This is a genomic window from Brevundimonas pondensis (assembly GCF_017487345.1).
Classification (GTDB): Bacteria; Pseudomonadota; Alphaproteobacteria; order Caulobacterales; family Caulobacteraceae; genus Brevundimonas; species Brevundimonas pondensis.
The window spans coordinates 1,745,838-1,769,782 of the sequence record NZ_CP062006.1; the positions used below are offsets into that span (position 1 = coordinate 1,745,838).

26 protein-coding genes, 2 tRNA genes and 1 pseudogene are annotated in these 23,945 nt (G+C 66.1%); 13 read left to right on the forward strand and 16 right to left on the reverse strand.

The annotated features are described in order from the left end of the window. Positions 1-1,029, forward strand: coding sequence for a sulfate/molybdate ABC transporter ATP-binding protein (locus IFE19_RS08630; protein ID WP_207827241.1), 1,029 nt, complete (start codon positions 1-3; stop codon positions 1,027-1,029). Continuing rightward, positions 1,026-2,426 carry an FAD/NAD(P)-binding protein gene (locus IFE19_RS08635; protein WP_207827243.1) on the forward strand — a complete coding sequence of 467 codons (1,401 nt, stop codon included), beginning with the start codon at positions 1,026-1,028 and terminating at the stop codon, positions 2,424-2,426. The genes IFE19_RS08630 and IFE19_RS08635 overlap by 4 nt, the downstream gene beginning before the upstream one ends. Before the next feature lie 69 nt (positions 2,427-2,495). Here the strand turns inward: IFE19_RS08635 and IFE19_RS08640 are convergent. Continuing rightward, positions 2,496-2,569, reverse strand: a tRNA-Gln gene (locus IFE19_RS08640). Positions 2,570-2,782: 213 nt separating this feature from the next. On the opposite strand from IFE19_RS08640, the gene IFE19_RS08645 reads away from it, so the two are divergent. The 7 genes from IFE19_RS08645 (at position 2,783) to IFE19_RS08675 (ending at position 6,408) form a co-directional block, all read left to right on the forward strand. After that, positions 2,783-2,859 (forward strand) — tRNA-Pro (locus IFE19_RS08645). 74 nt (positions 2,860-2,933) lie between these two features. After that, positions 2,934-3,482 carry a DUF924 family protein gene (locus IFE19_RS08650; protein WP_207827245.1) on the forward strand — a complete coding sequence of 183 codons (549 nt, stop codon included), beginning with the start codon at positions 2,934-2,936 and terminating at the stop codon, positions 3,480-3,482. Positions 3,483-3,553: 71 nt separating this feature from the next. Continuing rightward, complete coding sequence (locus IFE19_RS08655) at positions 3,554-4,411, forward strand: thymidylate synthase (RefSeq protein ID WP_207827247.1); 858 nt, start codon at positions 3,554-3,556, stop codon at positions 4,409-4,411. A 5-nt stretch (positions 4,412-4,416) separates the two neighbouring features. Beyond that, on the forward strand, positions 4,417-4,731 hold the full coding sequence (locus IFE19_RS08660) for a nucleoside triphosphate pyrophosphohydrolase family protein (protein WP_207827248.1): 315 nt from the start codon (positions 4,417-4,419) through the stop codon (positions 4,729-4,731). Between the two features lie 90 nt (positions 4,732-4,821). After that, on the forward strand, positions 4,822-5,493 hold the full coding sequence (locus tag IFE19_RS08665; RefSeq protein WP_207827251.1) for an aquaporin: 672 nt from the start codon (positions 4,822-4,824) through the stop codon (positions 5,491-5,493). 51 nt (positions 5,494-5,544) lie between these two features. Next, positions 5,545-6,072 (forward strand): dihydrofolate reductase, encoded by a 528-nt coding sequence (locus IFE19_RS08670; RefSeq protein WP_207827253.1) that lies wholly within the window; start codon positions 5,545-5,547, stop codon positions 6,070-6,072. A gap of 15 nt (positions 6,073-6,087) precedes the next feature. Continuing rightward, on the forward strand, positions 6,088-6,408 hold the full coding sequence (locus IFE19_RS08675; RefSeq protein WP_207827255.1) for a YbjQ family protein: 321 nt from the start codon (positions 6,088-6,090) through the stop codon (positions 6,406-6,408). A gap of 4 nt (positions 6,409-6,412) precedes the next feature. On the opposite strand, the gene IFE19_RS08680 is transcribed toward IFE19_RS08675, so the two are convergent. The 11 genes and pseudogenes from IFE19_RS08680 to IFE19_RS08730 all read right to left on the reverse strand — a co-directional run bounded on the left by IFE19_RS08680 (position 6,413) and on the right by IFE19_RS08730 (position 16,034). Further along, positions 6,413-7,222 carry a MetQ/NlpA family ABC transporter substrate-binding protein gene (locus tag IFE19_RS08680; protein WP_207827257.1) on the reverse strand — a complete coding sequence of 270 codons (810 nt, stop codon included), beginning with the start codon at positions 7,220-7,222 and terminating at the stop codon, positions 6,413-6,415. A 19-nt stretch (positions 7,223-7,241) separates the two neighbouring features. Continuing rightward, positions 7,242-7,897, reverse strand: a pseudogene (locus tag IFE19_RS08685) (methionine ABC transporter permease). Beyond that, positions 7,897-8,886, reverse strand: coding sequence for a methionine ABC transporter ATP-binding protein (locus tag IFE19_RS08690; RefSeq protein WP_207827259.1), 990 nt, complete (start codon positions 8,884-8,886; stop codon positions 7,897-7,899). Before IFE19_RS08690 ends, IFE19_RS08685 begins: the two are co-directional and overlap by 1 nt. Before the next feature lies 1 nt (position 8,887). Continuing rightward, positions 8,888-9,286 (reverse strand): HesB/IscA family protein, encoded by a 399-nt coding sequence (locus IFE19_RS08695; RefSeq protein ID WP_207827261.1) that lies wholly within the window; start codon positions 9,284-9,286, stop codon positions 8,888-8,890. A 10-nt stretch (positions 9,287-9,296) separates the two neighbouring features. Beyond that, positions 9,297-9,698 carry an SUF system Fe-S cluster assembly protein gene (locus IFE19_RS08700; RefSeq protein ID WP_207827263.1) on the reverse strand — a complete coding sequence of 134 codons (402 nt, stop codon included), beginning with the start codon at positions 9,696-9,698 and terminating at the stop codon, positions 9,297-9,299. A 5-nt stretch (positions 9,699-9,703) separates the two neighbouring features. Further along, positions 9,704-10,957: an aminotransferase class V-fold PLP-dependent enzyme gene (locus IFE19_RS08705; RefSeq protein ID WP_225910467.1), complete on the reverse strand. Its 1,254-nt coding sequence runs from the start codon at positions 10,955-10,957 to the stop codon at positions 9,704-9,706. After that, positions 10,936-11,958 carry a Fe-S cluster assembly protein SufD gene (gene sufD, locus IFE19_RS08710; protein ID WP_207827265.1) on the reverse strand — a complete coding sequence of 341 codons (1,023 nt, stop codon included), beginning with the start codon at positions 11,956-11,958 and terminating at the stop codon, positions 10,936-10,938. Before sufD ends, IFE19_RS08705 begins: the two co-directional genes overlap by 22 nt. Beyond that, positions 11,955-12,704 (reverse strand): Fe-S cluster assembly ATPase SufC, encoded by a 750-nt coding sequence (gene sufC, locus IFE19_RS08715; RefSeq protein WP_207827267.1) that lies wholly within the window; start codon positions 12,702-12,704, stop codon positions 11,955-11,957. Before sufC ends, sufD begins: the two co-directional genes overlap by 4 nt. Before the next feature lie 256 nt (positions 12,705-12,960). Next, positions 12,961-14,427, reverse strand: a complete 1,467-nt coding sequence (gene sufB / locus IFE19_RS08720) for a Fe-S cluster assembly protein SufB (RefSeq protein ID WP_207827269.1) — start codon at positions 14,425-14,427, stop codon at positions 12,961-12,963. Positions 14,428-14,430: 3 nt separating this feature from the next. Continuing rightward, the gene (locus IFE19_RS08725) at positions 14,431-15,507 is read right to left on the reverse strand and encodes a cysteine desulfurase family protein (protein ID WP_263972833.1); all 1,077 of its coding nucleotides are present in this window, start codon (positions 15,505-15,507) and stop codon (positions 14,431-14,433) included. Between the two features lie 56 nt (positions 15,508-15,563). Beyond that, positions 15,564-16,034, reverse strand: coding sequence for an Rrf2 family transcriptional regulator (locus IFE19_RS08730; RefSeq protein WP_207827273.1), 471 nt, complete (start codon positions 16,032-16,034; stop codon positions 15,564-15,566). 161 nt (positions 16,035-16,195) lie between these two features. Between IFE19_RS08730 and IFE19_RS08735 the strand changes: the two genes are divergently transcribed. Continuing rightward, entirely contained in the window at positions 16,196-16,846 is a 651-nt protein-coding gene (locus IFE19_RS08735; RefSeq protein WP_207827275.1) for an alpha/beta hydrolase, read from the forward strand. A 4-nt stretch (positions 16,847-16,850) separates the two neighbouring features. Here IFE19_RS08735 and IFE19_RS08740 read toward each other — a convergent pair whose 3' ends face one another. The 3 genes from IFE19_RS08740 to IFE19_RS08750 form a co-directional block, all read right to left on the reverse strand. Then, positions 16,851-17,828: a TerC family protein gene (locus IFE19_RS08740; protein WP_207827277.1), complete on the reverse strand. Its 978-nt coding sequence runs from the start codon at positions 17,826-17,828 to the stop codon at positions 16,851-16,853. A 145-nt stretch (positions 17,829-17,973) separates the two neighbouring features. Beyond that, positions 17,974-18,933 (reverse strand): DMT family transporter, encoded by a 960-nt coding sequence (locus tag IFE19_RS08745; protein WP_225910468.1) that lies wholly within the window; start codon positions 18,931-18,933, stop codon positions 17,974-17,976. Next, complete coding sequence (locus IFE19_RS08750; RefSeq protein ID WP_207827279.1) at positions 18,930-20,072, reverse strand: anhydro-N-acetylmuramic acid kinase; 1,143 nt, start codon at positions 20,070-20,072, stop codon at positions 18,930-18,932. The genes IFE19_RS08745 and IFE19_RS08750 overlap by 4 nt, the downstream gene beginning before the upstream one ends. Positions 20,073-20,255: 183 nt before the next feature. On the opposite strand from IFE19_RS08750, the gene tyrS reads away from it, so the two are divergent. From tyrS to IFE19_RS08765, 3 genes are all read left to right on the forward strand, one after another. Further along, positions 20,256-21,512, forward strand: coding sequence for a tyrosine--tRNA ligase (gene tyrS, locus IFE19_RS08755; protein WP_207827281.1), 1,257 nt, complete (start codon positions 20,256-20,258; stop codon positions 21,510-21,512). 12 nt (positions 21,513-21,524) lie between these two features. Then, positions 21,525-21,992, forward strand: a complete 468-nt coding sequence (bcp, locus tag IFE19_RS08760; RefSeq protein WP_207827282.1) for a thioredoxin-dependent thiol peroxidase — start codon at positions 21,525-21,527, stop codon at positions 21,990-21,992. A 125-nt stretch (positions 21,993-22,117) separates the two neighbouring features. Next, on the forward strand, positions 22,118-22,681 hold the full coding sequence (locus IFE19_RS08765; protein ID WP_207827284.1) for a bactofilin family protein: 564 nt from the start codon (positions 22,118-22,120) through the stop codon (positions 22,679-22,681). A gap of 50 nt (positions 22,682-22,731) precedes the next feature. On the opposite strand, the gene prfB is transcribed toward IFE19_RS08765, so the two are convergent. Beyond that, positions 22,732-23,851 (reverse strand): peptide chain release factor 2 gene (gene prfB / locus IFE19_RS08770; protein ID WP_207827285.1). Its coding sequence is split into 2 segments (ribosomal slippage): positions 22,732-23,781 and positions 23,783-23,851, totalling 1,119 coding nucleotides; the frame shifts between segments, so codons are not numbered across the junction. Positions 23,852-23,945 lie beyond the last annotated feature (94 nt).

The following is a 23,945-nucleotide window of genomic DNA, read 5'->3' on the forward strand; positions in this document are numbered from 1 at the left end:
ATGACCCTCGACATCCAATCCATCACCCGCGCCTATGACGGCCTGCCCGCGCTGGACGACGTCAGCCTGACAGTTCGCGACGGCGAGTTCCTGGCCCTGCTCGGCCCGTCCGGCTCTGGCAAGACCACCCTGTTGCGGATCATGGCCGGGCTGGATCGCCCGTCCGCCGGGCAGGTGCGGTTCAACGGCGAGGACTTCCTGGCCCTCAGCCCGCGCGAGCGCCGCGTCGGCATGGTGTTCCAGAGCTACGCCCTGTTCCGCCACATGACCGTGGCCGACAACATCGCCTTTGGCCTGAAGGTGCGCCCGCGCGGCTCGCGCCCCGGTCGCGCCGAGATCGCCGAGCGGGTGCGGGACCTGCTGCGCCTGATCCAGCTGGAGAACTTTGGCGGCCGCTATCCCAGCCAGCTGTCCGGCGGTCAGCGCCAGCGGGTCGCCCTGGCCCGCGCCCTGGCCATCGAGCCGCGCCTGCTGCTGCTGGACGAGCCCTTCGGCGCCCTGGACGCCCGAGTCCGCCGCGACCTGCGCCGCTGGCTGCGTCAGGTGCATGAGCAGACCGGCGTCACGACCGTCCTCGTCACCCATGATCAGGAAGAGGCGCTGGAACTGGCCGACCGCGTCGCCATCCTGCGCCAGGGCCGGATCGAACAGGTGGACACGCCCCAGGCCCTCTACGACCGCCCGGCCTCGGCCTTCGTCCACGACTTCCTGGGCGAAGGTCTGCAGCTTCAGGCCACGGTGGCGCGCGGCGAGGTCGTGTCGAACGACTGGCGCGCGCCGTCGGACGCCCCGACCGGCGACGCCTTGCTCTGCATCCGTCCTGAAGACCTGGAGGCCGCCGATCACGGACTGGTCGGCGTGGTGATGTCCAGCCTGAGACGCGGCGACCGCGCGCGCGTGGCGGTCTCCCTGCATGGCCGGAGGCTGGAGCTGGATCGTGCTGTAAACGACCCGCTGAGCGCTCTGGCGCCCGGCGATCCGGTCCGGCTCTATCCCCGTCGCTTTCACGTTCTGGCCAAGAGCGCATGAGCGGCCCGGTCGTTGCGGTCATCGGCGCGGGGTTCAGCGGACTTCTGACCACGCTAAACCTGCTGCGGATGTCGCCGGATGTAGCGGTCCAGTTGATCGAGCGGCGCGGCGTCTTCGGCCTCGGCCCCGCCTACGCTACCGGCAACCCCAAGCACCTGCTCAACGTGCGCTTGTCAAACATGAGCGCCTTCCCTGACAAGCCGCACCATCTGGCGGACTGGATGGCTGAGCAGCCCGCCTGGTTCGCGCGTGACGACTTCATCACACGCGGCGACTACGGCCGTTACCTGGCCCATCTGCTGGACGAGGCTTTGCGCCCCGACCGGGATGGCGGACGCCTGTCTCTGATTCGCGGCGAGGCCAGCGCCATCCGTCCGCACGGCGACGGTTGGAAAATCATGCTGGATGGTCGCAGTTCTACGGTCGCCGACGTCGTGGTCCTGGCCCAGGGCAACCTCAGCCCCGCCGCGCCGTCGGGCCTGGATCCCGCCCTCACAGGGTCCAGTCGCTATCTCGGTGATCCGTGGCGCGCCCTGGATGCCTTGCCGCCCGCAGCCAACGACATCCTGCTCATCGGCGCGAGCCTGACGATGGTGGACGCCGCCATCGCCCTGCGGCGACCAGGTCGGCGCTTCACCGCCGTCTCGCGGCACGGTCTGCTGCCGCGCAGCCATGGTTCGACGATCATGCCCTCACAGAAGCGCACCTATGTCGGCGGACCGTCCGAGATCTTCAGACAAGCGAGGCTCGCAGCGCGCGAAGGCGACTGGCGCGCCGTCATCGATGACGTGCGCCATTCCGCCCGCTCCCTCTGGTCATCCTGGTCTCTGCCCGAGCGAAGCCGCTTCCTGCGTCATCTACGCGCCCTGTGGGACAATCACCGCCACCGCCTGGCTCCCGGCGTCGCGCGGGAAGTCACCGCCATGCTAGCCTCCGAGGAACTGGAGATCACGGCCGCCCGCATCACTGCCCTCTGCGCCCGAGACGACGAAGTCGAAGCGATTCTCCAGTATCGAGGCGATCCTCAGCCCCGAGCCCGCCGCTTCGACGCCGCGATCAACTGCTCCGGCCCGACCGGCGACGTCGCCCAAAGCACCGATCCCCTGTTGAAAGATCTGCTGAAACAGGGGCTGGCCGTTCCTGCCGCTCTCGGGCTAGGCCTCGCCGCCGATCCCAGGGGTCGCCTGATCGATGGCCGCATGCTGGCCCATAGCCATCTCTTCGCCATCGGTCCGCTGACTCGCAGCCTGTTCTGGGAGGCCACCGCCGTTCCTGACCTGCGCGAGCACGCTGTGGCTATCGCCCGCAGCGTCATTGAAACCCTGCAGCAGCCCGACGAATACAGACCCGCTTTTCAGGCCAACGCCACAAAGCCAGTCACGGTCGAATATCGCTGAACAAGAAAAAACCGCCCAAGATCCTTGAGCGGCGACATCTCTGAATGATGCTTGAAACCATCTGGTGGTTGGCTGGGGAACTAGGACTCGAACCTAGAATGACGGTACCAAAAACCGTAGTGTTACCATTACACCATTCCCCAGCAGGACCAGTGCGCCCCGCAGTTCGTCGCTGCGAGGAGCGGTGAAATACGCCAAGGCTTTCTGGGATGCAACACCTGAAAACAGAAGAATTTTCATCGATCAGCGACTTTTTTCAAACGGGCTGAATCCACGCTTGCGAGGTCCGAAACCCGTGGCTATAAGCCCCCTCCTCGGCGCAGCGACGGCCTCTGGCCCGTGTCGAGAAGAAATGTCGGAGTGTGGCTCAGTCTGGTAGAGCACTGCGTTCGGGACGCAGGGGTCGGAGGTTCGAATCCTCTCACTCCGACCATTTTTCTTACATCTCGAGGTGATTTCCCCTGCGGGGGCGGTGCATTTGCGTGTGCGCACGATTAGCTTCGATGCATGACCCAGTTGCTCACCCCCGCCGAAGTCGTCGCCTTCTGGATCGATGCCGGTCCCGACAAATGGTTCGCCAAGGACGCAGCCTTCGACGTCGCTTTCACTGAACGATGCCGCGACACCCATTTCGCCGCCGCCGCCCGCAAACTGGATAGCTGGACCGCGACGCCCGAAGGTAGCCTGGCCCTCATCATCCTGCTGGATCAGTTGCCGCGAAACGCCTTCCGTGAGACAGCGCACATGTTCGCCACTGATCCCCTTGCCCTGATGTTCGCAAGGACGGCCATCGCGCGCGGCGACGACCGAAAGCTGGCCCACGATCTGCGCCCCTTCGTCCTGATGCCCCTGATGCATTCGGAATCGCTCGCAGATCAGGAAACCCTGTTGACCCTGCTGGACGAGACCGACCAGCCGAACACCTACAGGTTCGCCGTGATTCACCGCGACATCATCGCCCGTTTCGGCCGCTTTCCGCATCGCAACGCCTGCCTGGGCCGAGAGACGACGGCGGACGAGGCCGCCTTCCTGGCGGGTGACGGCTTCAAGGGCTGATTCAGCTTTCTTGTGGGCAAGCGAATCAGCGGCCTGCCCAGCGCCGCGAATCAGCGGCATCCTCTCTTTCCATGAACGCCGCCCTCGCCCTCGCCGATCTGGAAACCCGCAGCGGAGCGGTCGCCGCCGATCACCCCGAGTGGCAGTACCTCAATCTGCTGCGCGACATCCTCGACAACGGCGTGCGCCGCGACGACCGCACCGGCACCGGGACGCTCGGCGTCTTCGGCCGTCAGATCCGGTTCGACCTGTCGAAGGGCTTTCCGCTTCTGACCACCAAGAAGCTGCACACGCGCTCGATCTTCATCGAACTGCTGTGGTTCCTGCGCGGCGAGACCAATATCGGCTGGCTCAAGGACAACGGCGTCGGCATCTGGGACGAATGGGCGGACGCCAATGGCGACCTCGGCCCCGTCTATGGCAAGCAGTGGCGCTCCTGGGCCGCGCCCAATGGCCAAAGCATCGACCAGATTCAGAAGCTGATCCACGGCCTGAAGACCAACCCCAACAGCCGCCGCCATATCGTCAGCGCCTGGAACCCGGCCGACGTGGACGATATGGCCCTGCCGCCTTGCCACTGCCTGTTCCAGTTCTTCGTCGCCGACGGAAAGCTGAGCTGCCAACTGTATCAGCGCAGCGCCGACATCTTCCTGGGCGTACCGTTCAACATCGCCTCCTATGCCCTGCTGACCCTCATGCTGGCCAAGGTCGTGGGCCTGGAGCCCGGCGACTTCGTCCACACCTTCGGCGACGCCCATCTGTATCTGAATCATCTGGAACAGGCCGAGCTGCAACTGACCCGCGCGCCCCTGGCCCTGCCGACCCTGACCGTCGCGCCGAAATCCGACCTGTTCGCCTACGAGCTATCGGACTTCGTGCTCAGCGACTACGCGCCCTGGCCGCACATCAAGGCCGCCGTCGCGGTCTGAGCCTTATGAAGATCGCTGACCTCAAGGCGGATGTCCTCCGCATCTCCGACATCTATGCGCGCGAGCACGCTATCGACCGCGACCGTGACTGGGCCCTGCTCAAACTGCAGGAAGAACTGGGCGAGCTGACCAAGGAACACCTGAACCTCACCGGGCGCGCCCGCGGCGCCCCCGACGCGACTGCTCTCGGCGACGAGGCGGCGGACGTTCTGGGGATGCTGCTCATCTACTGCGACCACGCCGGCATCGATCTGGAAGCCGCCATGCAGCGCAAATGGCTGAAGTGGCTGGAGCCCGAAAGGCAGAAAGCCGAAGCGTAAACTCCCGTATCGTTGTCTGGCGAAGCGGCAGGACTCGGCGCACCCTCCCTGATCCGCGTCGATGCGGGCGCATGAAACGGGAGGGTTGTCATGTTGAAGAAGTTTGCGGCCGAACTGGTCGGGACGATGGTGCTGGTGCTGTTCGGGTGCGGCGCCGCCGTGCTGGGCGGTTTCGATCACGTCGGGCAGCTGGGCATCGCCCTGGCCTTTGGCTTCGCCATCATCGCCATGGCCTATGGCATCGGGCCGGTGTCGGGCTGTCACGTCAATCCAGCGGTCAGCCTGGGCGTCTTCGTCGCGGGACGGATGAGCGCCAGGGACATGGTGATCTACTGGATCGCCCAGTTCATCGGCGCGATCATCGGCGCGGCCATCTTGGGCATGATCGCCAAGACCGGCTTCGCCAGTCTGGGCCAGAACGGCTTCGACGCCGGATCGCCCGGCGGGTACGGCCTGCACGCCGCCCTGGTCTTCGAAATCGTGGCCACGGCCATCTTCATCATCGCCATCCTGGGCGTGACCGGGGCCAAGGGGCACGGCGCCTTCGCCGGCGTCGCCATCGGCATTACCCTGGCCGTCATCCACATCGTCGGCATCCAGGTGACCGGCGTCTCGGTCAATCCGGCCCGCAGCTTCGGTCCGGCCCTTCTGGTCGGCGGTCAGGCCTTGAGCCAGGTCTGGGTCTTCTTCCTTGCCCCGGCCATCGGCGCCGTGATCGGTGCGGCCTTCTTCCGCTTGAAACTGCTCGAGCCAGAGGCCTAAGTCCGATTAGGGGGCGGCGCTCAGCCGTCCCCGCCTTTCGGAGCCCGCCCTGTGTCTATTCCCAAGATCGCCCTCGTCGTCGCCCGCGCCCGCAACGGCGTCATAGGACGCGACGGCGACCTGCCCTGGCGGCTGCGCTCGGACCTGCAACGGTTCAAGGCTGTCACTGTCGGCAAGCCCTGCATCATGGGCCGCAAGACCTGGGAGAGCCTGCCGCTCAAGCCCCTGCCCGGTCGGCTGAACATCGTCCTGACCAAGGACGGCTCCTACGAATCCGAAGGCATGGCCAAGGGGGCCCTGGTCTGCTCGAACCTGAGCGAGGCCCTGTCCATCGCACGCGAAACCGCTGAGGAAGACGGCGTGGACGAGGTCTGCATCATCGGCGGCACCGCCCTGTTCGAAATGGCCCTGCTGCGCGCCCAGCGCCTCTACATCACCGAGGTCGAGGCCGAGCCCGAGGGCGACGCCCACTTCCCCGCCTTTGACGAGGCCGCCTTCGTCGAAACCCTGTCGGAAGCCCATCCGGCAGGCGAGAAGGACGACCACGCCTTCACCTTCCGCACCCTGGAACGCCGCTGAACCGGAGACACAAGCATGATCGTCGCCACCACCAATGACCTGCCCGGCCACCGCATCGTCCGCCATATCGGCATGGTGCGCGGCGTCACCGTGCGCTCGCGCAACGTCATCTCCGACGCCATCGGCGGGGTGCAGTCGATGATCGGCGGGCGCGTCGGCGCCTATGTAAAGCTGGCCGAGGCCGCGCGTCAGGAAGCCTATGACGAACTGGTCGCCCATGCGCGCGACATGGGCGCCAACGCCATCCTGGCCATGCGCTATGACGCCAACGAGATCATGCCCGGCGTGACCGAGGTCCTGGCCTATGGCACGGCGGTCGTGGTCGAACCGGCCTGACGGATCAGGCGGCGGGGATCACCGCGCCGTCATACTTCCTGGCGATGAAGTCCTTGACCGCCTGGCTGCGCAGGGCGTTCGCCAGGGCCTGAACGCGCGGGTCGTTCTGGTTGTCGGGACGCGCCACCAGATAGTTCACATAGGGGCTGTCGGCGCCTTCCAGCGACAGGGCGTCGGTCTTGGGCTTCAGTCCGGCGTCCAGTGCATAGTTGGTGTTGATCACCGCCGCATCGACCTGAGGCAGGATGCGCGGGATGGTGGCGGCCTCGACCTCCTGGAACTTCAGCCCCTTGGGGTTGGTCGCCACGTCGCGCACCGTCTGCAGCGGATTGGTCGGGTCGCGCAGGGTGATCAGACCCGCCGCCTGTAGCAGCAAAAGCGACCGTCCCGTGTTCGACGCATCGTTCGGCAACACGACCTGCGCACCGTTCGGAATCGCCGCCAGCGTCGTATGCTTCTTCGAATAGACACCCAGCGGCTCGACGTGGACGCCGGCCACAGTCACCAGATCGGCGCCGCGCGCAATGTTGAACTCGTCCAGGTAGGGCTTGGTCTGGAAATAGTTTACATCCAGCCGCTTTTCAGACAGTTGCACATTGGGCTGTACGTAGTCGTTGAAGACCTTGATCTCGATCGGCACGCCCTCGGCGGCCAGAATGGGCTTCACCACCTCTAGGATTTCAGCGTGCGGCACGGCGGTGGCGCCGACCAGCAGGGGCGCGCCCTCAGCCCCCGCCTTCTTGTCCGCGCCCTGGCCGCAGGCGGCGAGCGTCAGGACAGCGACGGCGGACAGCAGCAGCGAACGGCGGATCATGGGGCAGGCTTTCGAAAAATCAGCGGTGCGAGACCTTAGCGACCAGACGGTCTCCGATCATCTGCAGAATTTGTACGAGGATCAGCAGCAGAACTACGGTCACGGCCATGACGTCGGTCTGGAAGCGCTGATAGCCGAAGCGGATGGCCAGGTCGCCCAGACCGCCCGCCCCACCACGCCCGCCATGGCGGTGTAGCTGACCAGGGCGATGGCCGTGACCGTGGCCCCGGCGATGATGCCCGGCATGGCCTCGGGCAGCAGGGCCCGCGCCACGATCTGGAAGGTCGAGCCGCCCATGGCCTGGGTCGCCTCGACCACGCCCTTGTCCACTTCGCGCAGGGCCGTCTCGACCAAACGCGCATAGAAGGGCGCGGCCCCCACGACCAGAGGCGGAATGGCCCCGGCCACACCCAGCGAGGTGCCGACCAGCAGCACCGTCACCGGCAACATGACGATCAGCAGGATGATGAAGGGCACCGAACGCAACACGTTGACGATCAGCGACAGCACGGCGTTCAGCACGGGATTGGCCGCCAGCCGCCCTTTGCCCGACAGATAGAGCAGCACGCCCAGCGGCACGCCCAGAATGACCGTCAGCACCAACGACCCGCCCAGCATCAGCAGGGTGTCGATGGTGGCGCGGCCGATCTCGGCCCAATCTACGTTATCGAACATCAGGCTGCCTCCACCATCACGCCGCGCGCGGTCAGTTGCGTCACCGCCGCCTCGGCGTCGCCGCCGGTGAAGGCCACGACCAGCTGACCATAGGGCTCTCCCCGGATGCGGCTGATGCGGCCCGACAGGATCGAATAGTCCACGCCGACCGAGCGCGCGACGCGGCTCAGTTCCGGCTCATAGGTCGAACCGCCGCGGAAGGTCAATTTCGCCAGGCGCGCCCCGACCGGCACGACCGAGGCGTCGAACGCCTCCTCGCCCTCGGCCAGCATGGCGCGGGTCACGGGATGCTGTGGGTGCAGGAAGACGTCCGCCGTCGCGCCCTGCTCCACGATCCGGCCGTCCTTCAACACCGCCACCCGATCGCAGACGCGGCGCACCACCTCCATCTGGTGGGTGATCAGGACGATGGTCAGGCCCAGATCGCGGTTCAGCCCATCCAGCAGGGTAAGGATGTCCTCGGTCGTTTCCGGGTCCAGGGCGCTGGTCGCCTCGTCGCACAAAAGGACGCTGGGACCGCAGGCCAGGGCGCGGGCGATGCCGACGCGCTGCTTCTGCCCGCCCGACAGCTGGGCCGGGTGCTTCCTGGCGTGCTCGGCCAGACCCAACTGTTCCAGCAACTGAGCCGTGCGCGCCTTCACCTCGGCCTCGGGCCGCCCTTCCAGCCGCAAGGGGAAGGCGACGTTGTCTTCGATAGTCTTGGCGTTCAGCAGGTTGAAGTGCTGGAAGATCATGCCGATCCGACGCCGCGCGGCGCGCAGTTCGGCAGGTTGCAACGCCGTGATCTCCTGCTCATCCACGAAGATCCGGCCCGCGTCAGGCGTCTCCAGCCGGTTGATGGCGCGGATCAGGGTCGACTTGCCCGCGCCGGAACGCCCGACCACGCCGAACACCTCGCCGCGCCCTATGGTCAGGTCCACCGCATCCAGCGCCGTATGCTCTCCCGCCGCGCTGCGATAGCGCCGAGTCACCCCCTCCAGTCGGATCATGTCAGTCAGCATCCAGGGCGGCGGCGGGGATGATGGTCACGCTCTCGCCGCAGCCGCAGGCGTCGGTCTCGTTCGGATTGCGGAACACGAACTTGGACGCCAGCTTCGTCGTCTCGTAATCGATCTCGGAGCCGATCAGGAACAGCACGGCCTTGGGCTCGATCAGGATGGTGACGCCCTTGTCCTCGACCACCTCGTCCAACGGCTCGATCTGCTCGGCATAGGCGAAGGTGTATTCCTGCCCGGCGCAGCCGCCGTTCTTCACCCCGACGCGCAGGCCGACGTAGTCCTTCTCCGCTTTGGTCATGATCTCGCGCACGCGCTCTGCGGCGGCGTCGGTCAAGGTCACGGCCTTGGGCCGGGGGCGGCGCGGTCGGGCGGCGGTCTGAAGCTCGGTCATGGATGCGTCCTCAGAACATATTCAGGGCCAGCTTGGCCTCGTCGCTCATCTTGGATGAATCCCACGGCGGGTCGAACACCAGATTGGCCCGCGCGGACTTCACGCCCTCGACCTTCATGACCGCCGCCTCGACCCAGCCCGGCATCTCGCCAGCCACGGGACAACCCGGCGCCGTCAGCGTCATCTCGACCAGGACGTCGCGGTCGTCGGACACGTCGACCTTGTAGATCAGGCCCAGCTCATAGATGTCGACCGGGATTTCCGGGTCGTACACCGTCTTCAGCGCCTCGATCAGGTCGTCGGTCAGCCTGTCCAGCTCAGCCTGCGACAGGGCGCTCTTTTGCGGCTCGTCCCAGCTGGCGGCGAAGGCGTCGCTGTCGCTGATGGCGGTTTCGGTCTTGGTGTCGTCCATACTCGTCACACGAAGAAGTTCCGCGCCTTGATCAGCGCGTCCACGAAGGCGTCTGTATCCTCCACGGTGTTATATAGGGCGAAGGAGGCGCGCGTGCTCGAGGTCACGCCCAGTCTTTTCGCCAACGGCTCGGCGCAGTGCAGGCCGGCCCGCACGGCGACGCCGTAGCGATCCATGATCTGGGCCACGTCATGAGCGTGCGCCCCATCAACGGCGAACGTCAGAATAGCACCCTTGCCTTCGGCTTCGCCCAGCACCCGGAGCCAGTCAGCGTCAGCCAGCCGAGCGCGTGCGTGGTCGTAGAGCGCCATCTCGTGCGCGGCCACGGCCTGCCGGTCAAAGCCCCCCAGCCATTCCAGCGCAGCCCCCAGGCCAATGGCCTCCAGGATCGGCGGCGTGCCAGCCTCGAACCGATGCGGCGGAGGGGCGTAGGTCACGCGGTCCTTCTCGACCGTCTCGATCATCTCGCCCCCGCCTTGATAGGGCGGCAGGCTCTCCAGAGCCTCGGTCGTGCCATAGAGGGCGCCGATCCCGGTCGGGCCATACAGCTTGTGCCCGGTAATGACGTACCAATCGCAGCCGACCGCCTGAACGTCCGGCGTCGCATGGACCGCGCCCTGGCAGCCGTCGACCAGGACCCGCGCGCCGGCGGCGTGAGCCAGACGCGTGATCTCGGCGATCGGATTGATCACGCCCAGCACGTTCGACATGTGGGTGACGGCGACGACCCTGGTCCTCGGCCCCAACAGGTCGGCGAAGGCTTCCATGTCCAGCGCGCCGTCCTCCCTGATCGGCGCCCACTTCAACACCGCGCCCTTGCGTTCGCGCAGCAGGTGCCACGGCACGATGTTGGAATGGTGCTCCATCTCGGTGACGATGATCTCGTCGCCCGGCTCGATCGTCAGACCGATCCCGTTGGCGACCAGATTGATCGCCTCGGTCCCACCCTTGGTCCAGACGATGTTCTCGCCCGAGGGCGCGTTCAGGAAGCGGGCGACGATCTCACGCGCCGCCTCGAACGCCTCTGTCGCCTCGTTCGACAAGGTGTGCAGGCCGCGGTGGACGTTCGCGTAGCTGCCCTCCATGCAGGCCACCAGAGCGTCGATGACTGCGCGAGGTTTCTGCGCCGAGGCGGCGTTGTCCAGATAGACCAGCGGCTTGCCGTTCACCTGTCGCGACAGGATCGGGAATTGCGCCCGCGCGGCATAGGGATCAAAGGTCTTCATAGGCAGGTCTTTCAGAGTCTGGCCGTCAGCCATGCGCGCACGACCTCCTTCGCCGCCTCGTCCTCGATGCGGTCGACGACCTCGAACAGGAAGGCCTGGACCAGCAAGGCGCGGGCCTCGTCGGCGGGAATACCGCGTTGTTGCATGTAGAAGAGCGCGCTTTCGTCCAGCGTCCCGACCGTATTGCCGTGCGCGCACTGCACGTCGTCGGCATAGATGATCAGTTCCGGCTTGGCGTCGATCTCGCCGCGTTCGCTGGCGATCAGGGCGTTGTGGGCCATGCGGGCGTCGGTGCCGTCGGCCCCGCGCTCGACGATGATCTTGCCCTGGAACACGCCGCGCGCCGTGTCGTGGACAACGCCCTTGGTCAACTGGCTGGTCATGCCGTCGGCGGCGCGGTGATCAACCACGGTGGTCAGATCGGCGTGGCGCGAGCCCTTGAGCAGATAGAGGCCGTCCAGGCGCGCGTCGGCGCCCTCGGCGCCGTGGCTCAACTGCGTCTCGATGCGCTGCAGCTTGGCGCCGGTCGTGACCACTGTCTGGCGATAGCGACCGCCCGCCTCCAGCCGCACATCGGCGTTGGTCACCGAAATGGCGTCCTCGGGCTCCTCGATCAGGACGATGCGCGTGACCTCGGCGTCGCGGGCGACGTCGATCTCGACCTTGTTGTGGGCCACATAGGCCGAGCCCTTGCCCTGGTGGGTTTCCAACAAAAGCAGCCGTGCACCAGGACGAGCAACGATGCGGGCCGAGGCCGTGTGGCCCGTGCCGACCGCATCCGACAGGAAACGCAGACGCAGGGTCTGCACGCCCGAGGCGATGAAGTCCGTCACCCCGACCGGACGCCCGTTGGCGAAGACGATCGCCTCGCCGCCCAAGTCGTAAAACGGCCCCGGTGGGCCGACCAACGCCGTGCCCGACGGCTCAGGTGCTTCGCGAAGCCAACGCTTCAGATCGCTGTATTTCCACGCTTCCGTGCGCCGCGAAGGAAAGGTCTCGGCGTTCGTCAGGTCGATTTGCGGCGCCGCGCTCATGCCGCGGTCGGCAGGAACTTGTCGTACCCTTCCGCCTCCAGCTCCAGCGCCAGCTCAGGCCCGCCCGAGGCGACGATGCGGCCTGCGGCCAGCACGTGCACCTTGTCCGGTTTGATGTAGTCCAGCAGGCGCTGATAGTGGGTGATGACCAGCATGGACCGGTCGGGGCTGCGCAGGGCGTTCACCCCCTCCGACACGATGCGCAAGGCGTCGATGTCGAGGCCGGAGTCCGTCTCGTCGAGGATCAGCAGCGACGGCTCCAGCAGGGCCATCTGCAGGATCTCCATCCGCTTCTTCTCGCCGCCGGAGAAGCCGACGTTCAGCGGCCGCTTCAGCATGTCGAAGTCCATCTTCAGCGCCTGCGACGCCGCCTTGACCTGCTTCAGGAAGGCGGGGGCCGAGACCTCTTCCTCGCCGCGCGCCCGCTTCTGAGCGTTCAGCGCCGTGCGGATGAAGGTCATGGCCGGCACGCCGGGGATCTCCATCGGATACTGGAAGGACAGGAAGACCCCCGCCGCCGCGCGCTCGGCCGGGTCCAGGTCCAGCAGGTCCAGACCGTTCCATGAGGCGGAACCATCGGTGACTTCATAGCCGGGACGGCCCGACAGGCTGTAGCCCAGCGTCGACTTGCCGGCCCCGTTCGGCCCCATGACGGCATGGACCTCGCCCGCCGGCACTTCGAGCGTCAGGCCCTTGAGGATCGGCTTGTCAGCGACCGAGACGTGGAGGTTGTTGATCGAGAGCATTATCGTTGGAACCACAAATTCTGCATGCTTTGCATGAAGTTGGCATTCGTAACCGGAACGCCTGAAGCGTCGCCTATCACGGAATCAATCCCGCAACGGGGACAAAGGGCTGTGTCGTCATCGTCCACCCACTCTTCGATCTGGCTGGGGGCAAAGACGTTGAGGCAGTAAAAGCAGCCGCACTTGGCGCTCGCCTCAATCTGCGATCTGTGGGCCGAAGAGTGCTGGTGCGCCTGCTGAGGTGTGAAGTCAGTCACTACCCCACACTCCCCTCAAGGCTGATCGCTACCAGCTTCTGCGCCTCGACGGCGAACTCCATCGGCAGCTTCTGCATCACGTCGCGGACGAAGCCGTTGACCAGCAGAGCCACCGCCTCCTCCTGCGACAGGCCGCGTTGTTGGGCGTAGAAGAGCTGGTCTTCCGACAGGCGCGTCGTGGTCGCCTCATGCTCCAGCTGGGCCGAGCCGTTGCGGGCCTCGATGTAGGGGATGGTGTGCGAGCCGCACTCCTTGCCGATCAGCAGGCTGTCGCACTGGGTGAAGTTGCGCACGCCCGTCGCCTTGGGGTGCACCGAGACCAGGCCGCGATAGGTCGAGTCCGATTTCCCCGCCGACACCGCCTTGGCGATGATCCGGCTCTTCGAATTCTTGCCCAGATGGATCATCTTGGTGCCGGTGTCGGCCTGCTGATGTCCGTTGGTGATGGCGATGGAATAGAACTCGCCCGAGCTTTCCTCGCCCTTCAGGATGCAGGACGGGTATTTCCAGGTCACGGCCGAGCCGGTCTCGACCTGGGTCCAGCTGACCTTCGAACGGTCGCCGCGGCAGTCGGCGCGCTTGGTGACGAAGTTGTAGATGCCGCCCTTGCCCTCGGCGTCGCCGGGATACCAGTTCTGAACGGTCGAGTATTTCACCTCGGCGTCGTCCAGGGCCACGATCTCCACAACCGCCGCGTGCAGTTGGTTCTCGTCACGCATCGGCGCCGTGCAGCCTTCCAGATAGGAGACGTAGGAGCCCTTGTCGGCGATGATCAGGGTCCGCTCGAACTGGCCGGTCTGGCTGGCGTTGATGCGGAAATAGGTCGACAGCTCCATCGGGCATTTCACGCCCGGCGGAATGTAGACGAAGGACCCGTCCGAAAAGACCGCGCTGTTCAGGGCTGCGAAATAGTTGTCCGACACCGGCACGACTGATCCTAGGTACTGACGCACCAGATCAGGATATTCGCGCAAGGCCTCGGAAATTGGCATGAAAATTACGCCTACCTTGGCCAGTTCCTCCTTGAAGGTGGTCACGACCGAGACGCTGTCGAACACGGCGTCCACGGCCACCTTGGGCGCGCCCTGCACGCCCGCCAGAACCTCCTGCTCCTTCAACGGGATGCCCAGCTTCTTGTAGACTTCCAGGATCTCGGGATCGACCTCGTCCAGCGACTTCGGCCCCTCCTTCTGCTTCGGCGCGGCGTAGTAGTAGAGGTCCTGATAGTCGACCGGCTCGTATTTCACCGCAGCCCAGGTCGGCTCTTCCATCGCCAGCCAGCGCTCATAGGCGGCCAGGCGCCATTCCAGCATCCATTCCGGCTCGCCCTTCTTCTCGGAGATGAAGCGGACGATGTCGGCGTTCAGGCCCTTGGGCGCGAACTCCTGCTCGATATCCGAGGTGAAGCCGTGCGCATACTTTTCCAGCGCGGCGACAGCTTCGACGGTTTCCTTAACAGCAGCCATGACTTACGCGACTTCCTTCACGCGCTCGGACAGGCGCGCCTTATGCTTGTTCCAGGCCGTAACCCAGGCTTCGGCGAACTGGTCCCAGTCCGCTTCCGTCGTGCCCCAACCGCCGGAGACGCGCACGCCCCCGGTCGCCAGGTGATCCAGGCCCATGGCGCTGATCGCCTTAGACGGCTTGACCTTGCCCGACGAACAGGCCGAGCCGGCCGAGACCATGACCCCGACCAGATCCAGGGTGATCAGCTGTTGCGGGCTGTCCCAGCCCTCGACGGCCATGAACAGGGTGTTGGGCAGACGCGCAACCGCACCGCCGATGATGGTCGCCCCCGCCGTCTTGACCCTGGCCTCGGCCGCATCACGCCAGGCGACGTGGGCCATGGCGGCATCCAGATCGCGCGCGGCGCAATCGGCGGCGGCGCCGAAGCCGGCGATGCCCGGCACGTTCTCGGTCCCGGCGCGCAGGCCGCGTTCCTGACCGGCGCCATGCAGGATGCGCACAGCGGCGACGCCCTCCTTGAGCACCAGAGCGCCCACGCCCTGCGGTCCGCCCAGCTTGTGCGCCGACAGGGTCAGGCTGTCCGCATCCAGCGCCCGCATATCGACGGGGATCTTGCCCGCCGACTGGATGGCGTCGACGTGCAGCCAGCCGCCCGCCGCGCGCACCAGAACCGCCGCCTCAGCGATCGGCTGGATCACGCCGCTCTCATTGTTCGCATGATGGATGGCGACTACAGCGCGCCCTGGGCGCGTCAGCGCCTCGGCCAGCCAGACCAGATCAACCACGCCGTTCACATCGACCGGCAGCACCTCGACTGGCGCACCCGACGCCGTCGCCGCCTCAGCCACGCAAGGATGTTCGGTCGCGCCGACGATCAGCCGCTCGCAACCGGCCGCCAGGGCGCTGACGATGGCCTGGGCATTGGATTCCGTGCCGCCGGACGAGAAGACCACGGCCGTCGGATCGGCCCCGACCAGCTCGGCCACCTGGCCCCTCGCCGTCTCGATACGCGCTCGCGCCCGGCGACCGGCGGCGTGGACCGCTGACGGATTGCCATTGTCAGCGAGGGCCTTAGCCATGATTTCCTGCACTTCGGGACGCACCAGCCCCGAAGCGTTGTAATCCAGATAGACGCTCACGCCGCCGCCTCCATGCCTGCGGCCGTCGGGGCCGCGCCCATGCGCGCCTGACCGGTGCGGTTCTGAATCACGTCTTCCAGACTGACGCTGGCCAAATAGCGATGAATCTCCTGCCCCAGGTCTTCCCACAGGTGATGGGTGATGCAGCGCTCGCCCTTGATCATGCAGCCCTTGGGCGATCCAGCGCCGACGCAGCGCGTGGCGCGGATCGGTTCGTCGACCGCCAGAACGATCTCGGCCACGGCGGTCTCGCAGGCCTCGCGCGCCAGACGATAGCCGCCGCCAGGGCCGCGCACGCTCTTGACCAGACCGCTTTTACGCAGGCGCGCGAACAGCTGTTCCAGATAGCTGAGAGAGATTTCCTGACGCGTCGCGATCTCGGCCAGCGACACCGCCCGGTCCGCGCCATTGCGCGCCAGATCGGCCATCGCCATCACGGCGTATCGTCCCTTTGTCGACAGACGCATGGAATGCCCTCAAAAATTTCACGCTTTTCGGGGCTCATGTGTTAGAACCCGCGCCCTCGCAGACAAGTGCGCCACGCTGAGCGGACTTAGAAAGTCCTACTGCGTTGGTCAAGTATTGTCCGCCCGCGAAACGACAGTTGAAGACAGGATTCCGCTGATCCATGCCTGAAGTCATTCTTCCCGGCGCCTCGGGCCGCATCGAAGGCCGCTATTCGCCTGGTAAACGCCCCAATGCGCCGATCGCCCTGATCCTGCATCCCCACCCCAAGGCGGGCGGGCACATGAACAACCCGGTGGCGGTGACGCTGCACCAGCTGTTCGTCCAGCGCGGCTTCGCCACCCTGCGCTACAACTCTCGCGGCGTCGGCAAGTCGCAGGGCGAGTTCGACAGCGGCATCGGCGAGCTGGCCGACGCGGCCACGGCCCTTGACTGGCTGCAGGCCAACAACCCCGCCGCCACCCAGACCTGGGTCGCCGGCTATCAGTTCGGCGCCTATATCGGCATGCAGCTGCTGATGCGCCGACCCGAGACGGACGGCTTCATCTCGGTGTCGCCGCCCTCGAACATGTACGACTTCAGCTTCCTGGCCCCCTGCCCGGCGTCCGGCCTGTTCCTGCACGGCACGGCCGACACCGTGGTGCCGCCGGTCGAGGTGGAGCGCGTGGTCAACAAGCTTCGCACCCAGAAGGGCATCGTCATCGACTACGAACTGGAAGAAGGCGCCAGCCACTTCTGGCAGGACCACATCGGCGCGGTCGAGCGTCGCGTCGGCGCCTATCTGGACAAGCGTCTGGAAGAAAACCCGGCCTAAGGCCTCACGTATCGACCCGGGTTTCGGCCCGGGTCTTCCACATCGACCACAGAACGCCCGCGGCCAGGATGGCGGCCGTAACGCCGAGCGAAATCGCCGGCGGAAATTTCTCCAGGCCCATCAACGGCGCGGCGATGACCTTCCCCCCGATGAAGACCAGCAGGATCGCCAACGCCTGCTTCAGATAGGCGAAACGGTGGATCACCGCCGCCAGGGCGAAATACAGCGCCCTCAAGCCCAGAATGGCGAAGATGTTGGACGTGTAGACGATGTAGGGGTCCGTCGTGATCGCGAAAATCGCTGGCACGGAATCCACCGCGAAAATGACGTCGGCGAACTCGATCGTCACCAGGGCCAGAAACAGGGGTGTAGCCCGCCAGACCCATCGTCCCGCCGCATTATCCTCGCGCACGAAGAACCGCGCGCCGTGCAACTGGTCCGTGACCGGGACCCGCCGGATCAGCCAGTTCATCAGGCCACGCCCCGCCGCCGCTTCTTCCTTGGGACTGGTGGCGATCATCCGCCCGCCGGTGAAGATGAGGAAGACGGCGAAAACGTAGAGCGCCCACTCATACCGACTGACCAGGGCCGCCCCCGCCGCGATCATCACGGCCCTCAGCACGATGACCCCCAGCACCCCCCAAAACAGCACCCGGTGTTGGTGCAGGCGCGGAATGCCGAAGGCGCTGAAAATCATGGCGATGACAAAGACATTGTCCATCGCCAGGCTCTTCTCGATGGCGAAGCCAGTCAGGTAGTCCAGCCCGCTATCCGCCCCCAACCGCACCCAGACCCAGACCCCGAACAACAGGGCGACCGCGATATAGAAGCCCGACAGCAGCAGGCTTTCCCGCACCCCGATCTCATGCGCCTTGCGATGCAGGACGCCCAGATCAAAGGCCAGCAATGCAACCACGACCACCAGAAAGCCCGCCCACATCCACGCGGGCTTGCCCATCCACTCTACCGCCAGGAATTCCATCCGCGCCTCTGGACCGTTCACGCCGCCGACGCCCGAGCGAGCGACCGGCGCGGCCCGACATCACGACCATGAGTCGCCAGAGGGGCCCGGTCCGCTCACGGATCAACGCGAAAGCGGCCAAGGCGTTCAGCGCTTTCGCTGCGGCCTAGTGTTCGCTCTCCACCGCTGCAATGGCCGCCGGTCGGTGAGCGCGCACGCACCAGACGACGCTGATCACCATCAGGATCATGGCGACAATCTCGATCACGGTCGGCCCGCGCCCTTCCCACAGGAAGCCGTAGAGGAAGGCGAACAGGGTCTCTGACACGATCATCTGGCCCAGCATGGTCAGGGGCAACAGACGGCTGGCCTGGTTCCAGAAGGCGTTGCCGATGATGGAAGCGAAGACCGCCACGCCGACGCTGACGCCCAGGAACCGCACCCAGGCCTCGCCGGACCAGACGCCCATGGTCAGGACCGCAGGAACGGCCAGCAGCAGGGCGAACCCACCGGTCACTACACCAGTCAGCAAGGACCAATCATGCGGCGAGACGTCCGGAAGCCGGCCCATCCAGCGGCTGTTGCCGACGGCGAAAGCCGACCAAGACAACAGAGCCGCCAAGGCGCAGGCCAGCCCGATCAGGGTCTGCCCCCCATCATGGCTCGTCCCGCCGCTCTGGCTCAGAGATTCCCAACCGATCAGGCCGACCGCCAGGGCCGCCACGGCGATGGGCGGCGCCACCCGCGACAGCGGCGGCGAATCCTTGTCCTTCAAACCCCAAAGCGCCACCACGACCGGCACCATGCCGACGATCAGGGCCGAGGCCCCAACGCCCGCGAAATGAACGCTGACCACCAGGAAGACGAAATAAACGATGTTCCCGGCCAGGCTCAGCCAGGCCAGGGCCCGCCACGCCTTGAAATCCAGCGCCGCCGTCACCCGCCGCCAGCGCGGCGCGATCAGCAGGGCCGCGATCAGGCCATAGGCGAGATAGCGACCCGCCGTCAGCATCATGGGCGAGGCCTCGGGCGCGACCTTGGGCGCCAGGAAGACCAACCCCCACAGGGCGCCCGCCGCCATGCCGCTGGCGACGCCCCAGAAGCGCCGGGACTGCGTCAGGCTCACTGTTCGCCGGGCTCCACGATGCGACCGCCGGTCATGGGCTCGGGCACGCCCGTCGTGCCGGGGAAGCTGATCGGCAGACCCAGCAGGCAGCGCGCGGCCAGGAAGGCGAAGGCCTCGGCCTCGATCGAGTCGCCACGCCAGCCCTCGTCCTCGGCGGTCGTCACCGGCACGCCCGCGCGCTCGCGGATCGCCGCCAGCAGGACCGGATTATGGCGTCCACCGCCGCAGGCCACGACCTTGGTCGGCTTCTCGGAACAGCGCGCCACGCCCAGAGCCACAGCCTCGGCGGCAAAGGCCGTCAGCGTCGCCGCCGCGTCTTCCAACGACAGGCCCGCAACCGGATCCAGCGAGAAATCGAACCGGTCCAGCGATTTCGGCCCCGTGGTCGCGAAATAGGGATGGGCCAGATATGCGGCCAGCACGGCCTGATCGACCGTCCCCGTCGCCGCCAAACGACCACCTTCATCCATCCGCTTCTTGCCGCGCGACTGGACCAGCAGGTCGACCATGCCGTTGGCCGGGCCGGTATCGAAGGCCTCCAGCCCGCCGTCGGCGCGGATCAGGGTGATGTTGCCAACCCCGCCCAGATTCAACACGGCGACCGGCCCGCTCAGGCCTGCCTTCTTCACCAGGGCCGCATGATAGACCGGCGCCAGCGGTGCCCCCTGCCCGCCCGCCGCCACGTCCGCGCTGCGGAAATCATAAGCCATCCGCACGCCCAACCCCTCGGCCACGCTCAGGGCATCGATCAGTTGCACCGTGCGACCCGGCAGTTCCGGCGTCGGCGCCTCGTGCAGAACCGTCTGGCCATGCACCCCGACCAGATCCAGCCCGCTGGATTTCACGCCGTGCATCGCCATGAAACTCAACGCCGCCGCCAGATGGGCGTCGGCCACGGCCATGCGCGCATCCTCGAAACTGTCGGGCTCCTCCTCGTCGCGCTCCCAATCCAGGGCGTCCTCGATGGCGTCCTCGACGATGGCGCGTGTCTCGGCGTCCAGCTTCATCTCGCCGGCCGGGCCGAAGCTGATGATGTTTTCGCCGTCGGTTTCGATCACCGCCATGTCCACGGCGTCGAGCGAGGTGCCGGTCATGAAGCCGAGCACGCGAAGGGTCTTTGTCGAGGAGGAGGTCGTCATGGCGGGTTGACTGCCACGTCACGCACGCCGTAGCTAGCGCCCATGATCGCCGCCCGCGCCATTTCCGGCCTGTATTACCGTTCGCTGAGCTAGCGAGCGGCCGCGATCTCGTGCCGCCTTCGCTGGCGGCACGACTTCCCGAGAAGGAAGACGGCCGCCGGCATCCCTGCTACGGAGCCGTCCATGACCGACCAAGCCTTCAAGTCCGACTTCCTCAAGACCCTGCAATCGCGCGGCTACATCCACCAGGTGACGCACCCGGTAGAGCTGGACGAGGCTGCCTCGAACGGGATCGTGACGGCCTACATCGGCTTCGACGCCACGGCGCCCAGCCTGCACGTCGGCAGCCTGATCCAGATCATGATGCTGCGTCGCCTGCAGCAGGCCGGACACAAGCCCGTCGTCCTGATGGGCGGCGGCACGACCAAGGTCGGCGACCCGACCGGCAAGGACGCCTCGCGCCCGCAACTGACCGACGAGACGATCCAGGCCAACATCGCCTCGATCAAGACCGTATTCGAGAAGTTCCTGACCTTCGGCGACGGTCCGTCGGACGCGGTCATGGTCGACAATGACGAGTGGCTGTCGAAGTTCGGCTACGTCGAGTTCCTGCGCGACTACGGCACCCACTTCACGGTCAACCGGATGCTGAGCTTCGACTCGGTCAAGCTGCGCCTCGAGCGCGAGCAGCCGATGACCTTCCTCGAGTTCAACTACATGCTGATGCAGTCGGTGGACTTCCTCGAGCTGAACCGTTCACTGAACGTGACGCTGCAGATGGGCGGCTCGGACCAGTGGGGCAACATCACCTCAGGCGTCGATTTGGTGCGCCGCGTGGACCAGAAGGCCTCCTTCGGCCTGACCACCCCCCTGCTGACCACGGCCTCCGGCGGCAAGATGGGCAAGACGGCCCAAGGCGCCATCTGGTTGAACTCCGAGCAACTGAGCCCCTACGACTACTGGCAGTTCTGGCGCAACGCCGAGGACGCCGACGTCGGCCGCTTCATGCGCCTGTTCACCGACCTGCCGCTGGACCAGATCGCGCTGTTCGAAGCCATGGAAGGCGCCGGGATCAACGAGGCCAAGAAGGCCCTGGCCGACGCCGCGACCTCCATGCTGCACGGCTCGGAGGCCGCCCAGGCTGCTCGCGCCGCCGCCGAAGCCGCCTTCGAAAAAGGCCAGCTGTCGGCCGACCTGCCGACTGTCGAACTGCCGAAGGACGAGGTGATCGGCGCCATGATCGCCGCCGTCGTGACCAAGGCCGGTCTGACCACGTCCAACGGCGAGGCGCGCCGCCTGGCCCAGGGCGGCGGTCTGCGCCTGAACGACGAAGCCATCGCCGACGGCGCCCGCCTGATCGAAGACGCCGACGTCAATGCCGACGGCGTGCTGAAACTGGCCGCCGGCAAGAAGAAGATCGTCCTGGTTCGGCCGGTCTAAGGGAACAAGAGGATGACCGACATCACCGAAGGCCAAGCCGCCCCCGCGTTCGACCTGTCCACCGACGGCGACGGCCGCGTCACGCTCGACGGCCTGAAGGGCAAGTCGGTCGTCCTCTACTTCTACCCCAAGGCCGACACACCCGGCTGCACGACGGAGGGGCTGGACTTCTCGGCCCTGGCCGATCAGTTCGCCGCCGCCAACGCCGTCGTCATCGGCGTTTCGCGTGACGCAGTGAAGAAGCTGGACCGCTTCAAGGCCAAGCATGACCTCAAGGTGGTGCTCGGCTCCGACGAAGACGGCGCGGTCTGCGAGGCCTACGGCGTCTGGATCATGAAGAAGCTCTACGGCCGGGAATATATGGGCGTCGAACGCGCCACCTTCCTGATCGACGGCGCGGGCGTGGTTCGCCGCGTCTGGCGCAGCGTCAAGGTCAAGGGCCACGCCGAACAGGTGCTGGACGCCCTCCACTCACTTTGACCGGACAGTGATCCGCGGAATGCTCTGAGGCCAAGCTTGCCTCCGCCGCCGACCTGCCCCTAACTGCCGCCCAAGGGGCAACAGTAGGATTAGGCCGGCCTTGCTGGCGAGATGCGGAGAGCACCATGTTCAACAAGAGCAAACCCTTCGACAACGGCCCGTCCAGCGGTATGGGCATCCCCCCCGCCCCGGAGCCAACACCCACCGCCACGCCTTCGGTCGCGCCCACCGCCGCACCGCGCGCGCCTGAACCGTCGCGGCCTGCCGCTTCACGGTCATCCAGCCTGTCGACCCTGTCGGCCGGGGTGAAATACGAGGGCAATATTTCCGGCGCCGGCGAGCTTCAGGTTGACGGCTCGCTGAAGGGCGACATCCGCGTGGTGCGCGTCACCATCGGCGAAGGCGGCTCGGTCGAGGGCACGGTTCACGCGGATATTCTGGAAGTTCGCGGCCGCGTTTCAGGCGCCATCGTGGCCAAGCAGGTCAAGCTGTTCGCCACCGCCCGTATCGAGGGCGACATCACCCAGGAGCAGCTGTCGATCGAACAGGGAGCATGGTTCCAGGGCCGCTGCACCCAGGCCAAGCGCGACACGCCCGGCGCCAACATGCTGGACGCCCCGGCTCCGGCTGAAAAGCCCGTGGCCGCCAACGCCAAGACCGACAAGGTCGAGGCCAAGCCCGCCGCCTGATCTGGCTCGAACGTCTAATGAAAAGGGCGGCCCGATCGGGCCGCCCTTTTTTAGTTCGCTGCGTCTCGGGTCTCGCCGACCCGGGCCGCCAGGGCCGCGCCCATGAACCGGTCCAGATCACCATCCAGAACCCCCTGCGTATCCGAGGTTTCGACCTCGGTGCGCAGGTCCTTGACCATCTGATAGGGCTGCAGGACGTAGGAGCGGATCTGGTGTCCCCAGCCGATATCGGTCTTGGCGTCGGCCAGGGCCTGAGCCGCCGCCTCGCGCTTCTGCAGTTCCAGTTCGTACAGTCGGGCGCGCAGCATCTTCCACGCCATGTCGCGGTTCTGGTGCTGCGAGCGACCGGCCTGGCAGGCCACGACCGTATTGGTCGGAACGTGGGTCAGACGCACGGCCGAGTCCGTCTTGTTGATGTGCTGACCGCCCGCGCCCGAAGCGCGATAGGTGTCGGTGCGCACATCCGACGGGTTGATGTCGATCTCGATCGTGTCGTCCACGACCGGCGAGACGCCAATGGAGGCAAAGCTGGTGTGGCGCTTGGCCGCCGCGTCATAGGGACTGATGCGGACCAGACGGTGCACGCCCGATTCCGACTTCAGCCAGCCATAGGCGTTGGGGCCTTCGATCAGGATGGTTGCCGATTTGACCCCCGCCTGTTCGCCCTCTTCGTGGGCCTCGATCGTAACCTCATAGCCGTGGGCCTTGGCCCAGCGCGAGTACATGCGCAGCAGCATGCCGGCCCAGTCGTTGGACTCGGTGCCGCCGGCGCCGGAGTTCACTTCCAGATAGGCGTCGTTGCCGTCGGCCTCTCCGGACAGCAGGGCTTCCAGCTCCGCGCGCGCGGCGCGGTCCTTGACGGCGCGCAGTTGCTCACGGGCCTCCTCGAGGGTGGCTTCATCGCCCTCCTCGTCGGCCATTTCGGCCAGCATGACACCGTCTTCCAGATCGGTTTCCAGCGAACGAACGCTGTTGATCTGACCTTCAAGACGCGAGCGATCGCGGCTGACGGCCTGGGCCTGTTCAGGATTGTCCCAAAGGGTCGGGTCTTCGACCCGAGCGTTCAGCTCATCCAGTTTTCGAAGTGAGACATCCCAGTCAAAGACGCCTCCTGAGCAGAGCGACGCTCTGCTCGATGTCGGCCTTCATGGCCTCGACATCCGGTCTCATCGCAAACTCCTGCGAAACAACGCCTTCCCTCAAGCGGGTCTGCACCGCGTACAGACCGACAGGAAAAGCAAGATAATAACGGCGCGCCTGCGAA

Coding starts and splice junctions, on each gene's coding strand:
- IFE19_RS08630 (WP_207827241.1), top strand. CDS start 1: ATGACCCTCGACATCCAATCCATCACCCGCGCCTATGACGGCCTGCCC.
- IFE19_RS08635 (WP_207827243.1), top strand. CDS start 1,026: ATGAGCGGCCCGGTCGTTGCGGTCATCGGCGCGGGGTTCAGCGGACTT.
- IFE19_RS08650 (WP_207827245.1), top strand. CDS start 2,934: ATGACCCAGTTGCTCACCCCCGCCGAAGTCGTCGCCTTCTGGATCGAT.
- IFE19_RS08655 (WP_207827247.1), top strand. CDS start 3,554: ATGAACGCCGCCCTCGCCCTCGCCGATCTGGAAACCCGCAGCGGAGCG.
- IFE19_RS08660 (WP_207827248.1), top strand. CDS start 4,417: ATGAAGATCGCTGACCTCAAGGCGGATGTCCTCCGCATCTCCGACATC.
- IFE19_RS08665 (WP_207827251.1), top strand. CDS start 4,822: ATGTTGAAGAAGTTTGCGGCCGAACTGGTCGGGACGATGGTGCTGGTG.
- IFE19_RS08675 (WP_207827255.1), top strand. CDS start 6,088: ATGATCGTCGCCACCACCAATGACCTGCCCGGCCACCGCATCGTCCGC.
- IFE19_RS08680 (WP_207827257.1), bottom strand. CDS start 7,222: ATGATCCGCCGTTCGCTGCTGCTGTCCGCCGTCGCTGTCCTGACGCTC.
- IFE19_RS08690 (WP_207827259.1), bottom strand. CDS start 8,886: ATGATCCGACTGGAGGGGGTGACTCGGCGCTATCGCAGCGCGGCGGGA.
- IFE19_RS08695 (WP_207827261.1), bottom strand. CDS start 9,286: ATGACCGAGCTTCAGACCGCCGCCCGACCGCGCCGCCCCCGGCCCAAG.
- IFE19_RS08700 (WP_207827263.1), bottom strand. CDS start 9,698: ATGGACGACACCAAGACCGAAACCGCCATCAGCGACAGCGACGCCTTC.
- IFE19_RS08705 (WP_225910467.1), bottom strand. CDS start 10,957: ATGGCTGACGGCCAGACTCTGAAAGACCTGCCTATGAAGACCTTTGAT.
- sufD (WP_207827265.1), bottom strand. CDS start 11,958: ATGAGCGCGGCGCCGCAAATCGACCTGACGAACGCCGAGACCTTTCCT.
- sufC (WP_207827267.1), bottom strand. CDS start 12,704: ATGCTCTCGATCAACAACCTCCACGTCTCGGTCGCTGACAAGCCGATC.
- sufB (WP_207827269.1), bottom strand. CDS start 14,427: ATGGCTGCTGTTAAGGAAACCGTCGAAGCTGTCGCCGCGCTGGAAAAG.
- IFE19_RS08725 (WP_263972833.1), bottom strand. CDS start 15,507: ATGGCTAAGGCCCTCGCTGACAATGGCAATCCGTCAGCGGTCCACGCC.
- IFE19_RS08730 (WP_207827273.1), bottom strand. CDS start 16,034: ATGCGTCTGTCGACAAAGGGACGATACGCCGTGATGGCGATGGCCGAT.
- IFE19_RS08735 (WP_207827275.1), top strand. CDS start 16,196: ATGCCTGAAGTCATTCTTCCCGGCGCCTCGGGCCGCATCGAAGGCCGC.
- IFE19_RS08740 (WP_207827277.1), bottom strand. CDS start 17,828: ATGGAATTCCTGGCGGTAGAGTGGATGGGCAAGCCCGCGTGGATGTGG.
- IFE19_RS08750 (WP_207827279.1), bottom strand. CDS start 20,072: ATGACGACCTCCTCCTCGACAAAGACCCTTCGCGTGCTCGGCTTCATG.
- tyrS (WP_207827281.1), top strand. CDS start 20,256: ATGACCGACCAAGCCTTCAAGTCCGACTTCCTCAAGACCCTGCAATCG.
- bcp (WP_207827282.1), top strand. CDS start 21,525: ATGACCGACATCACCGAAGGCCAAGCCGCCCCCGCGTTCGACCTGTCC.
- IFE19_RS08765 (WP_207827284.1), top strand. CDS start 22,118: ATGTTCAACAAGAGCAAACCCTTCGACAACGGCCCGTCCAGCGGTATG.